This window comes from Ochrobactrum teleogrylli, from assembly GCF_037482325.1.
GTDB lineage: Bacteria > Pseudomonadota > Alphaproteobacteria > Rhizobiales > Rhizobiaceae > Brucella > Brucella teleogrylli.
Genome location: NZ_JBBHKQ010000001.1, coordinates 854129 through 866716, shown reverse-complemented (window position 1 = coordinate 866716; position 12588 = coordinate 854129). Strand labels below are relative to the sequence as shown.

Here is a 12588-nt window from a genome sequence, read left to right as displayed (position 1 = left end):
TGCCGGTCTGCAACGAGCAATTTCCTGTGCGCCGGTGCTCACGTACCCAAAGGTACGCTCCGCTCCGGTACTCGAAAATCACTCGTTTCGCCACAGCCTGACGAATTTGCAACTATAGTGTTAGACGAAGCCTGCGGCAATCGCGGCATCGGAGAGCCTCGACATTGCTTTTCATATAGCGTAGTGGGACCACTCCGGCATGCGGCGTGCCGCCCATGGCGATGCAGATTTTTTGAGTCCCGCATGATACCGTCCCTGATCAGGAAACAGCCCCTCAACGGCCTCACACTCGAACTCTCGCAGCACCTGGCCCAGGCGGGCTTTCAAGGTGACGTGGAAGTCGGCGACAGCTCGCGTGCCGTCTATTCCACCGATAATTCGATCTATCAGGTAGAGCCGACCGGCATCGTGTTTCCCAAAGGCACGGACGATCTGAAAATCCTTGCATCGGTTCTGGAACAACCGGCATTTCGCGACGTGGTGATTTCGCCACGCGGCGGCGGCACCGGCACCAATGGCCAGTCGCTCACCTCCGGCATTGTGGTCGATTGCTCGCGCCACATGAACCGCATTCTGGAAATCGACACGGAACGGCGCGTGGCCCGCGTCCAGTCGGGCGTGGTGAAAGACCAGCTCAACAAGGCGCTGAAACCGCATGGCCTGTTCTTCGCGCCGGAGCTTTCCACCTCCAACCGTGCCACCATCGGCGGCATGGTCAGCACGGATGCCTGCGGGCAGGGGTCGTGTCTTTATGGCAAGACCAGCAATCACATTCTGGGGCTCAATGTCGTCCTGACCAATGGCGAGGAACTGTGGTCACGCCCGCTCGACGGCCCGGCGCTGGCGCAAGCGCAGCAGAAGCCCGGTAGTATCGGTGAAATTTATCGCGCTGTTGCGCGCATCGCGACCGAAAAACGGGCGCTGATCGACGAGATTTTCCCGAACCTCAACCGTTATATGACGGGTTATGATCTGAAGCATCTGTGGCGCGAGGATGGGCGTTTCGATCTCAACGCCATTCTGTGCGGATCGGAAGGCACGCTGGCGATGATCGCGGAGGTCGAGGTCAATCTTCTGCCGATCCCGGCCCATGCACTCTTGGTCAATATCCGCTATGACAGTTTCAACACCGCGCTGGAACATGCCCGCGCGCTAGTGGCGCTGAAGGTCGCTTCCGTCGAAACCATCGACGAAAAGGTGCTGGGTCTTGCCAAGAAGGACATTGTCTGGCCGGGCATTGCGCGCTTTTTCCCGGATGATGGCGGCAGCCCAACCAATGGCATCAACATTGTGGAACTGGTGGCCGACAGCGCGGTAGAGCTGGAGAGCAAGTTCCGCGAAGTGATTGCTGCGCTTGATGCCGATCAGTCCGATGGCGGCAAGCCTTACACCATTGCGCGTGATCCAAAGGATATCGAGGCGATCTGGACCATGCGCAAGCGCTCGGTCGGTCTGCTCGGCAATGTCGATGGGCCGGTGCGTCCGGTGCCGTTTGTTGAGGATACGGCAGTGCCGCCGGAGAATCTTGCCGCCTATATTCGCGAGTTTCGGGCGCTGCTCGACGGCGAGGGTTTAAGCTATGGCATGTTCGGCCATGTCGATGCGGGCGTGTTGCATGTGCGCCCGGCGCTCGATCTGACGCGGACTGATCACGAGCCACTGGTGCGCAAGATCAGCGATGGCGTGGTTGCGCTGACGCGCAAATATGGCGGTGTGCTGTGGGGCGAACATGGCAAGGGCGTGCGGTCGGAATATGTGCCGGAATTTTTCGGCGCGCTTTATCCAAGCCTGCAGGAAATCAAGGGCCTGTTCGACCCGCGCAATCGGCTCAATCCCGGCAAGATCGCAGCGCCCGCCTCGCAGGCACTGCTGAAGATCGATGAGGTGCCGCTGCGCGGCCAGTTCGACCGGATCATCGGTCTGGAAATCCGCGAAGCTTTCGACAACGCCGCCTATTGCAACGGCAATGGCGCCTGTTTCGATTTCGACGATGCGAGCCTGATGTGCCCTTCCTACAAGGCGACGCGCGACCGTCGCTATTCGCCCAAGGGCCGCGCCTCGCTGATGCGTGAATGGCTGCGCCTGATGGCGGAGAGCGGGAAAGACCCGCGCAAGGAAGCAGGAAAAGCCCGCAGCGCCGGTGCAATCCGCACACTGCCCGCGCGGCTGTGGAACTCGATCAACCCCGCCAATCGCAACGATTTCTCGCATGAAGTGCGTGAGGCGATGGATAGCTGCCTCGCCTGCAAGGCCTGTGCCGGACAATGTCCGGTCAAGGTCAGCGTTCCGGCCTTCCGGGCTAAATTTCTCGAAATCTACTATGGACGCTATGCCCGCCCGATCAAGGATATGATGGTGGCGAGTATCGAGAACACCTTGCCTTTGTTTGCGCGGCTCAAGCCCGCCTATAATGTATGGGTTGGGTCATCTCTGGGGCAGGCGCTGATGCGTCGGGCCGGGCTGACGGCGCTGCCGGAAATGCCTGCTTTGTCACTGGCGCGTGAAGCGCGACGCATGGGCGTGGCGGTGGCAACACCGGAGCGGATGCGCAAACTATCGGAGGCGCAGCGGCAACAAGCGGTGGTGTTCGTGCTGGATGCCTTCACGGCCCATTTCGACCCGGCTGTCGGGCTGGCCGCGCTGCAATTGGCGCGCAAGATGGGCTTCACGCCTTATCTCGCGGCACCCAACCAGAACGGCAAGGCCCTGCACGTTCACGGCTATCTCGGCGCTTTCGAGAAAACCGCGTCGAAATCCATCCGCTATCTCAACGAACTCGCCGAGATGGGCATTGCGCTGGTCGGTCTCGACCCTTCCATGACGCTGACCTATCGTAGCGAATATAAGGGGGTCGAGGCGGCGCGGATCAAGGCGGAGGTCAATCTGATGCAGGAATGGCTGGACGCCCATCGCGACCGCCTGCGTAGCGCTGACACTATGGCGCGTGAAAAGCGGCTGCGTCTGCTTGGACACTGCACCGAGCGCAGCAATGTTCCATCCTCGATGAAGCAGTGGAAATCCGTGTTCCAGCAGATCGGCGTGGAGCTGGATGTGCCGGAAACAGGCTGTTGCGGCATGGCGGGCACGTTCGGCCATGAGGTCCGCAATCGCCCGATTTCAGAAAAGCTGTACGCTGCAAGCTGGAACGGCATTCTCGCATCATCCGGCGAGGGGGATATCGTCATGGCGACCGGCTATTCCTGCCGCTCGCAGGTGAAGGCGATTGACAGCCGCGCCATCCGGCATCCTGTCCAGATACTCAATGAAATGGTCATGCCCGTCGGCGCGTAGTTTTAAGGCCGCTGAAAACGCGGTCAAAAAGTGTGGCCGCATAGTTTAATTCCGGCGCACGCTCGATTAACGAGACGCGCGCCGGAGCCAGGTTTTATCAGCAAGCCGAAGCGGCTAGCTCCACTTTCGGGCGGCGTGACAACGTGAAGAGCAGGCCAGCCCCGGCCAGAAGGCCACCGGCCACCGGGATAGCGGCATAACCGTAGCCAGCGCTCAGCACCGCGCCACCCAGAGCAGCGCCCACTGCATTGCCAAGGTTGAATGCGCCGATATTGATCGACGAAGCGAGCCCCGGTGCTTCGGCTGCGGCCTGCATAACGCGCATCTGAACCGGCGGCACGATGGCAAATGCCGCAGCACCCCAGGCCAGCAGACTGATGAGCGCGCCGACATGGCTGTTAAGCGCGAACGGCAGCACGAAGCTGACGGCTGCGAGCATGGCGAGGAAGATCCGCGTTGCGCCATTGAGCGACCAGTCGGCCAGACGGCCACCCAGCGCATTGCCGATGGTAAAGCCCACGCCGATAATGACGAGCGCCAGCGTCACGAAACCTTCCGAAGCGCCGGTGCGATCAGCCAGAACGGCGGCAACATAGGTGTAGAGCGTGAACATCGCGCCTGCGCCCATCACGGTTGTCGCCAGCGACTTCAACACGGTTGGCCGCATCAGAACGCCCAGTTCCTGACGGATATTGGGCATCTTGCCCGCTTCACCGCGCGGCAGCGAAAGCCAGAGCGCGACAATGGCGACGAGGCCGAGAACCGCAGTTCCCGCAAACGACATGCGCCAGCCGATCTGCTGTCCGATCCAGGTGGCTGCCGGGACGCCGCCGATATTGGCAATGGTGAGACCCATGAACATGGTCGCAACCGCGCTGGCCCGCTTTTCCGGCGGCACGACGCTGGCCGCAACAACTGCGCCGAGACCGAAGAACGCGCCGTGGTTAAGGCTTGTCACCAGACGTGCGGCGAGAAGCGTCCAGTAATCGGGCGCCATTGCCGAGAGAATGTTGCCGATGGTGAAGATCGCCATCAGCAGCATCAGCGCGGTGCGCTTGCCGAAGCGACCAAAGGCCAAAGTCATGATCGGCGCGCCGATCATCACGCCAATGGCATAGGCGCTGACCAGAAGACCAGCGGTCGGGATCGATACGTTCACACCATCGGCGATGACAGGCAGCAGGCCCATCGGCGCGAATTCGGTGGTACCGATGCCGAAGGCACCGATTGCAAGCGCAAGGAGCGGCCAGTTGAAACCTGCCGCGCTGGTTGCGCTTGTCTGAGCGGTTGAAGCACTCATAGCGAAATCTCCGTATTACTTGTCCCAGACAGGCGCCAGCTCGGGAGGGCTGACCAGACGTCCATCGGGGCGGGCGAGCTTTGCAATCGCTGCCATGTCTTCAGAATTGAGTTCAAAGTCGAACAGGTCGAAGTTTTCCGCGACACGTTCCGGCTTGGCGGTCTTCGAAAGCGTGATGAAGCCGCGTTCGATGAGCCAGCGCAGCGCAACCTGTGCGGCGGTCTTGCCGTATTTCGCGCCAATGGCCTGCAACGCCGGATCACGCGGAACCGCCCCATCGGCCATGCCGAAATAGGCGGTGATGGCAACGCCTGCTTCCTTAGCGGCTGCGGCAATCGCGTTCTGGTCGAGATAAGGATGAACCTCGATCTGGTTGGTCACGATCGGCGCGGGGCTGCGTTCAATCGATTCTTTCATCTGCGCGATATTCTGGTTGCTGACGCCGATAAAGCGCGTCTTGCCGGAAGCCTGAACTGCGCTCAGCAGGTCAACCTGTTCGGCAATCGATACTTTATGGGCTGGCCAGTGCAGAAGCAGCAGATCGACCTGATCGACTTGCAGCTTGTCCAGGCTTTCGGTTACGGAAGAGGCGAATTTCTCTTCGCTATAATTATCGACCCAGACCTTGGTGGTCAGGAACAGATCGTCACGACGCGCGCCTGCCTTTTGCAAGGCTTGGCCAAGGGCTGCTTCGTTCTGATAAATCTGGGCGGTGTCGAAATGGCGGAAACCTGCTTCCAGTGCGGCTGGAATGATGGCTTCCACTTCGGCATCCGACATGCGGAAAACGCCGAAACCAAGCGCGGGAATGGCCGCGCCATGTGCGTTGATGAACTTCATGGTAACTCCTGTTGACTGGCTGGACGCGTTTCGCGCGGAGGCGCACGAAGCTTGGGAGGCAGACGCTTCCAGTCAGGAATCTATTAGAAACCTGTGATGTCCCAAGAAATAGGCCCAACATTCTCACTTGAAAATGCGCTGGCGTTCCACATTATCTATGAAACGATTTCACAGATGAGGTCATGAATGGATAATCGCGCCGGTGAGATGCAGGTTTTTCTGCGGGTCGTGGAGGCGGGCAGCTTCTCTGAGGCGGCACGATTGCTGCGCATGAACCCGTCCACGATCAGCAAGCTGATTTCCCGTATCGAGACGCGGCTGGGCGTGCGGCTTCTGGAACGGTCGTCGCGCCGCCTGTCGCTGACCGCCGAGGGGCGCATCTATTATGAGCGCAGCCAGGGGCTGCTGCACGACTTCGATGAGATCGAGCGCGAACTGTCGCAAGGCTCGGCCAGCACGGGCGGCACGGTGCGCGTCAACACATCGGTCGCGCTGGGCACGCTGGGACTGGAACCGATACTGCCGGAGTTTCTTGCCGCCTATCCCAATATTGTGGTGGACCTGTCACTCGGCGACGAGATTATCGATCTCTATCGTGATCGAACCGATGTGGCGCTTCGCACCGGTCGGTTGCCGAACTCCAGCATGATGGCGCGCCGGATCGGACTGGCCCGGCGCAAGATTGTGGCGGCTCCGGCCTATCTGGAGCGGTGCGGCACGCCGCTGACGGTAGACGACCTTGCGGACCATAATTGCATCGGGTTCAATTTCCGCCGTATGGCGCCCGTCTGGCCGCTCAAGGAAAGTGGTCGCATTGTCGACCGCGCCGTCTATGGCTCGTTGCTCGCCAATAATGGTGAAACGGTCCGTCGCATGGCCGTCGCCGGTCTGGGGCTTGCCCGCCTTGGTGACTATCACGCCCGCGACGATATAGCTGCCGGTCGGCTCGTCGAGGTGCTGGCCGATGTGATCGAGAGCGACGAGGAAGAGGTGAACGCTGTCTATCTGGGTGGCGCGCGCCTGCCCCAGCGTGTGAAGGTTTTCCTCGATTTCGTTGTGCCGCGTTTGCAGGCGTTTCTCGCCAAGTGAAGTGGAATCATGCCGAATCATGTTGCATATTTGCTTCTAAGTGCCGGTTTTCCGCACAAAACGGCGCTTTCCGATAAAATTTAGCACATCTAATAGCTCAATAATTTCAGGTCCTTGAGACGGCGCGTTCGGCTTTTCAAGAATCCGTGCTCTCGTTTTGTATTGACTGTTAACATCGCGTTAACCACAGTTTGTTGCAATGTGTTACGCAGTGTTACAATTGGTGAACTGGAAGCGAGGTGCGGATTGAAAGGTGTACGGCAGATAAAACGACAATCCCGGCAGGCAAGCCTGCCACAAGGGGATAAGTCTGCCGTGGCCAGCATGACCTCATTCTGGGGCCTGATGCGCGCCTATTGGGTCTCGGACCGCTGGAGAGAAGCCTGGGCGCTCACCGCCGCGATCTTTCTTCTGACGGCTTTCGTCAGCAAGACGACGGTGTGGGTGGCGGAAGCCTCCGGTCATCTGATGAACTCCATCGTCAACGCCAATACCGCACCGGTTCAAAACCCGCTGGCGACGATCTCCATCAATGCAGGCATTCTCATTCTGCTGATGCTGGCGAAGGATGTGATGCTGGTCGGCTCACGGCATTTCCTTTCAACCACCTTGCACCGCAAGTGGCGCAAATGGCTGAACGACCAGTTTTCCGCAGCGCTTCTTAATAGCAGGCACACGCATTTCCATTTGCAGCAGGGCCGCGGCAAGGACCAGATCGACAATGTCGATCAGCGCTTGCAGGAGTCGATCAAAGGCATGACCGGCGGCGCCATCGGCCTCGTAATGGGTATTGTCGGCGTCGTTCTGTCGGCCTTCTTCATCGGGCAGAAGCTGATTGAAATGTCCACGGATGTGGAAGGGCTGGAAGTCTTCGGCTCCTATGGCAGCGCGGTTCTCGCCTTCGCCGCCATCCTGATTTACGTGCCGCTTGGCACATTCGTCGCCGTCAAAATCGGTCGTCGTCTGGAACGCCTCAATCTCGGCATTCAGCAGGCGGAAGGTTCCTATCGTGGCGAGTGGACGACCCTTCTGCGCCGCAGTTTCCAGATTTCCGCCTCCAATGGCGAGGCCGTGCAGCGTTCGGTGAACGAACGTCTCTACAAGGATGTGGACGGAACGTGGAATAAGTTCAATCGTTTTGACGCGGCCTATCTTGCCTTCCAGCAAGCCTATGGCTTCCTGTCCAATCGCATCGTCGCCTATATTCCGGGCCTTCTGCCCTATATGGGCGGGTCGGTGAGCTTCCGGAATTATGTCACGGGCGCGGAACTGGTCGCCGCCATGATCAATGATTGCTCCTGGTTCATTCAGGTCATGCCTGCCATCGCCAATCTGCGGGCCAATGCCGGTCGCGTGACTGGGCTGGCACGCGCCATGGAAAATGTGCAGGACCCGACGGATTTCTATGCGCGCTCGGGCGTCAACCGCTTTGCCTTTGGCCGTCAGCATCCGCGCTTCGGCCTGTCCGTCCGCAACCTCACGCTGATGCAGGGGCCGGGCAGCGAAGCGCCGTTCCTGCGTTCCGGCGTCATCAATATCCGCGCGGGCGACTGGGTCTATATGCGCGGTGAATCCGGCTCGGGCAAAACCTCTTTCGTCAAGGCGCTGAACGGCCTCTGGCCCTATGGCACCGGCGATATCATCTATCCGCAGAATGCAACCACGCTCTATGCCACGCAGGATGCGAAGTTCCCGTCCGTCTCGCTGAAGCAGCTTGTCAGCCTGCCGGGCGATGCCGGAAGCTTCAGCGATCTTGCCGTCGCTGCGGTCCTGCATGAAGCGGGTCTCGGCGAATTCATCGAAAAGATGAACGATAGCGATGCCGGTGGTGCACCGTGGGATATGGTTCTATCTGGCGGGCAAAAGCAGAAGATCGTGCTGGCGCGCATTCTCCTGCACAAGCCCTCGATCATCTTCCTTGATGAAGCCACAGGCGCGCTCGACCCGACTTCAAAGGCGCGCTTCCATGCCGCCCTGAAGAGCCGCTGCCCTGATGCCATCGTCATCAGCATCATGCATGAGGAAAAGCTTCCGGTGCTGGAAAACGGCGCGCAGGTCTATTCCCATGTGCTGGATATCCGCAATGGCTATGTATCGTTGCGTCCAGTCCACTTCGATCTTCCGGGTGCTGCCAACGTCCCGCTCATCGCGGCTGAATAATCGCTGTCTATAACGCAGGGTTGTAAAAGTCCAAATTTGGACTATATTCCATCCTGGACGAATGGAGACGATCATGGCTCGTGGCAATGTGGCGTTAAAGACAGGGATTGAAAAAGGACCGGACGTTCTTGATCCGCGCCGTTTCGGCCCATTATCGCGCAAGCGATTGAGTGCGCCCGGGCTGCGTACCTTTCTGGCCATTGCCGATCTCTGGGGGCTGGACGAGCAGCAGCGTCTGCTGGTTCTGGGTCTTCCGTCGCGCTCGACCTATTACAACTGGGTGAAAGCCGTGCGCGAACATCGCGATATCACGCTGGATGTCGATGTGCTGACGCGCCTGTCTGCCGTGCTCGGCATTCATCAGGCGCTGGGTGTTCTTTATCCGGATGAGACGGCGGGCGTGCGCTGGCTGACGACGCCCAATCGCGCAACGGTGTTTGGCGGGCATCCGCCGCTGAGGCTGGTGACCGGTGGTACACAGGACGGATTGCTGACTGTGCGGCGGTTTCTCGATGCGGCCCGTGGCGGCCACTTCATGGAACCAAACGAGATCGACAGCGCCTTCACGCCTTATCGCGATTCCGACGTGGTGTTCTCGTGAGGCGCAATCCCGCGCCGCATCCGAGTTACCGGCTTATTCCGTCGCGTTTTCCTCCGGTCGGACTTTTCGACACGGTGGCGACCGCTGCCGATCTGGAAGCGGTGATGGAACTGGCCGGCTGGACCAATGACCGGCTACTGGTCGAACGTCTGCAAAGGCTACCGCATGAGGAATGGGTGTTCGGCAGGCCGAATTCCAGCATCGTCATGGCGACATTCCTGCATGTCGCGCCCGGCGGCATGCGGTTCAACGGGCCGGAGCTTGGCGCATGGTATGCCGCCGCCAGCATCACCACCTCCGTAGTGGAAGTCGCGCATCATATGCGCCGTGAGGCGGTGGCCACGGGGCAGGCGACGCTTTCCCGGACATTCCGCGTTTATAGCGCGCGCCTTGAAGGCGATTTCATCGATATCAGCGGCGAACAGGTGGCAAGACCTGAAATCTACGCATCCGACGACTATCGCGCGTCGCAGCTTTTCGGCGAGGAAATGCGCGCTGCCGGAGAAAACGGCATCCTGTTCGATAGCCTCCGCCATGAGGGCGGCGTCAACATCGCCGCTTTTCGTCCGAGCCGTATTCTCGATGTTGTGCAGGGCGACCACTACGATGTGACGGTCGAGGCACTCTCGCAGAAAATTCAGGCGAAGAAGCTGTCGGGATAAGGCATTTGTTACACCGCCCATTCGACATCGGTGGTGAAGGCGATGGTGAGCCAGCGGTCGGGGCTTTCTTCACCCAGCGCATTGCCGATTTCATCGCGCAAAGCGTCCCATTCTTCCAGCCGCCGGGGTGGTAGGTTGGGCGGAACGATAAAGTAAAGTTCGATCTGTTTGCCGCGACCGACTTTGGCGACATAAGCGCGATAGGACATGAAGCCATGACGCTTCACAATGTCTTGCGCCACGCTGTCGACATGTTGCTTGAGATCGGCGGGCGTAACCAGAAATATGTCGGCCAGCGCCTGTTTTATCGTGCCGATAGGCATAGGGATGATGGCGAGACAGACCACGGCCAGCGCGGTCGGGTCGATATAGGGCGCTATCCAACCAAGCTCGGTGTCCTCCACGAGATAGCCGATCAGGAAGGCGATCAACAGCGCGGCGGTAATGCCGCCCGACATGATCCACGCCTTGGCATCCAGCGCCACGAACTCCGATTTTATGACGCGGTTGGCGCGCATTTCGAACCACGCCATGCCGAGGCATGCAACCAGCGCAACCACCGCATAGAAGATGGCATAGGTGAATTCGAGATGGCGACCGCCCTGCATGATAATGGCAATCGCATTGATGAGTGCGTAGATCGCAACGCCGGTCAGCATGATGCCGTTCAGGCCAAGCACCATCGGTTCCAGATGCCAGAACCCCATGGTGAAACGCTCGCGCAATTTGCGGTTGGGCTGCTCCGGGGATGCGGAGAGCGCGATGAGGCGCGATACGATCAGCGCGAGCCCGCTCATGGCTGCGTCGGCCAGCATATAGACACCGTCGAAGACAATGGAGAATGAACCGGACAAAAGACCGAATACGACGCCGAAACCGGCGACCAGCAGAGTAACGCCTATCGAGACTTGAAGAACCGTTTGTTCACCGCGCAATTTTTACTCCAAATTTAAAAATCAAATCGGCAATATGGCTTGAAAGGTCATTCGCCGCTTTATTCGCGTTGCGTGCGATGGAAAATATATACATCGAAGGAAGGAAACCGGCAAATTCGAGATGTTTTTATTGAAGAATCCTCTAACATGAAATTCATCGCTTCGGCTTCCTGAAGCTTTCCTGCGCGCTGTCGTTCGCAAACGAAAAGAAGGGGTGTGTCTTGTCGATACGGATTGGCCAAAAATACGGGCACCTCATTCACGGATGGAGCTGCGCCTGCCATAGCCCGCAAGCCCTGCAACTGATGGCACGAATGGAAAAGAAGCTGTCGCGCCGCAATCTGCTCAAGGCTGCCGCCGCAACGCTTACCGTATCGGCACTGGGCCTGACCGGCACGGCGATGGCGCAGACCAAAGCCCCGGCAAAGCCGTTTCTCCTGACCAATGTGAAGATTTTCGACGGCACCAGCGCCAAGCTCATGGAAGGCCAGAACGTTCTGGTGGAAGGAAATCTCATCAAGGCGCTGGTCGACGCGCAGGAAACGGTCGCAGACGCGGACGTTATAGATTGCGGTGGTCGCACACTGATGCCGGGCATGATCGAAGCCCACTGGCACTCCATTCTGGCCGGAATATCGCAAATGGCGGCCATGACAGCCGATATTCCCTATGTGCATCTGGTGGCCGCGCAGGAAGCCGAGCGCACGGTGCTGCGCGGATTCACGACGGTGCGCGATGTTGGTGGGCCGTCTTTCGCGCTCAAGCGCGTCATTGACGAGGGCGGCGTGGTGGGCCCGCGCATTTACCCATCCGGCGCCATGATTTCGCAGACCTCCGGTCACGGCGATTTTCGTATGCGCACCGATCTGCCGCGAAGCGCGCAGAGCGATCTGAGCGTGGCGGAACGGGCGGGCATATCGGCCATTGCCGACGGCGAGGCCGAAGTGCTGCGCCGCGTGCGCGAGCAGTTGATGCTCGGCGCAAGCCAGATCAAGATCATGGGCGGCGGCGGTGTTTCCTCATCTTACGACCCGATCGACGGTATACAGTTCACCGAAGCCGAGACCAAGGCGGCTGTTGCTGCCGCCTCCGACTGGGGCACCTATGTTTGCATTCACACCTATACATCCGCCGGCATTCAGCGGGCGCTGGATTGCGGCGTGAAATCCATCGAGCATGGCCAGCTTGCCGATGAGGAAACCGTCAAGCGCATGGCCGATGCCGATGCGTGGTGGAGCATTCAGCCGTTTCTTTCCGACGAGGATGCCAATCCGAAATCCGACCCGGTGCAGCGCCAGCAACAGCAGCAGATTTCCGACGGCACGGTCAGGGCAATCGAGCTTGGGCGGAAGTACAAGGTCAAGATGGCGCTCGGGACCGACATTTTGTTCAACCCGAAGGGCACTGCGACCCAAGGCAGGCAGTTGGCGAAATTTGCGCGCTGGTATGACAATGCAGACGTGCTGCGCATGCTGACCAGCGGCAATGCCGATCTGGTCGCGCTTTCGGGGCCGCGCAATCCTTATCCGGCAAAACTGGGCCGCATCGAAGCGGGAGCCTATGCGGATATTCTCGTGCTGGATGGCAATCCGCTCGATGATATTTCATTGATTGCCGATCCAGACCGCACGATGAAGCTCATCATGAAGGATGGGCGCATTCACAAAAACACGCTTTCGGCTTGAAGGGGCGCATTTTGAATAGACCAGG

The 12588-nt window shown here is 59.3% G+C and carries 9 protein-coding genes; 6 read left to right on the top strand and 3 right to left on the bottom strand.

Annotated elements, in window-relative coordinates; all coding sequences use genetic code 11:
• The first annotated feature begins 243 nt into the window (after nucleotides 1–243).
• Nucleotides 244–3291, top strand: a complete 3048-nt coding sequence (gene ydiJ / locus WIX40_RS04050; RefSeq protein WP_339438647.1) for a D-2-hydroxyglutarate dehydrogenase YdiJ — start codon at nucleotides 244–246, stop codon at nucleotides 3289–3291.
• A 97-nt stretch (nucleotides 3292–3388) separates the two neighbouring features.
• On the opposite strand, the gene WIX40_RS04045 is transcribed toward ydiJ, so the two are convergent.
• Both WIX40_RS04045 and WIX40_RS04040 read right to left on the bottom strand, forming a co-directional pair.
• The gene (locus WIX40_RS04045; RefSeq protein WP_339438645.1) at nucleotides 3389–4591 is read right to left on the bottom strand and encodes an MFS transporter; all 1203 of its coding nucleotides are present in this window, start codon (nucleotides 4589–4591) and stop codon (nucleotides 3389–3391) included.
• 15 nt (nucleotides 4592–4606) lie between these two features.
• On the bottom strand, nucleotides 4607–5431 hold the full coding sequence (locus WIX40_RS04040) for an aldo/keto reductase (protein WP_339438643.1): 825 nt from the start codon (nucleotides 5429–5431) through the stop codon (nucleotides 4607–4609).
• Between the two features lie 186 nt (nucleotides 5432–5617).
• Between WIX40_RS04040 and WIX40_RS04035 the strand changes: the two genes are divergently transcribed.
• The 4 genes from WIX40_RS04035 (at nucleotide 5618) to WIX40_RS04020 (ending at nucleotide 9943) form a co-directional block, all read left to right on the top strand.
• Nucleotides 5618–6520, top strand: a complete 903-nt coding sequence (locus WIX40_RS04035) for a LysR family transcriptional regulator (protein WP_109367731.1) — start codon at nucleotides 5618–5620, stop codon at nucleotides 6518–6520.
• Nucleotides 6521–6835: 315 nt separating this feature from the next.
• On the top strand, nucleotides 6836–8680 hold the full coding sequence (locus tag WIX40_RS04030; protein WP_339438641.1) for an ABC transporter ATP-binding protein/permease: 1845 nt from the start codon (nucleotides 6836–6838) through the stop codon (nucleotides 8678–8680).
• Between the two features lie 73 nt (nucleotides 8681–8753).
• On the top strand, nucleotides 8754–9281 hold the full coding sequence (locus WIX40_RS04025; RefSeq protein ID WP_140023514.1) for an MbcA/ParS/Xre antitoxin family protein: 528 nt from the start codon (nucleotides 8754–8756) through the stop codon (nucleotides 9279–9281).
• On the top strand, nucleotides 9278–9943 hold the full coding sequence (locus WIX40_RS04020) for an RES family NAD+ phosphorylase (RefSeq protein ID WP_339438637.1): 666 nt from the start codon (nucleotides 9278–9280) through the stop codon (nucleotides 9941–9943). Before WIX40_RS04025 ends, WIX40_RS04020 begins: the two co-directional genes overlap by 4 nt.
• An 8-nt stretch (nucleotides 9944–9951) precedes the next feature.
• Here WIX40_RS04020 and WIX40_RS04015 read toward each other — a convergent pair whose 3' ends face one another.
• Complete coding sequence (locus WIX40_RS04015) at nucleotides 9952–10878, bottom strand: cation diffusion facilitator family transporter (RefSeq protein ID WP_339438636.1); 927 nt, start codon at nucleotides 10876–10878, stop codon at nucleotides 9952–9954.
• Between the two features lie 314 nt (nucleotides 10879–11192).
• On the opposite strand from WIX40_RS04015, the gene WIX40_RS04010 reads away from it, so the two are divergent.
• Nucleotides 11193–12563: a metal-dependent hydrolase family protein gene (locus tag WIX40_RS04010; protein WP_339438635.1), complete on the top strand. Its 1371-nt coding sequence runs from the start codon at nucleotides 11193–11195 to the stop codon at nucleotides 12561–12563.
• Nucleotides 12564–12588 lie beyond the last annotated feature (25 nt).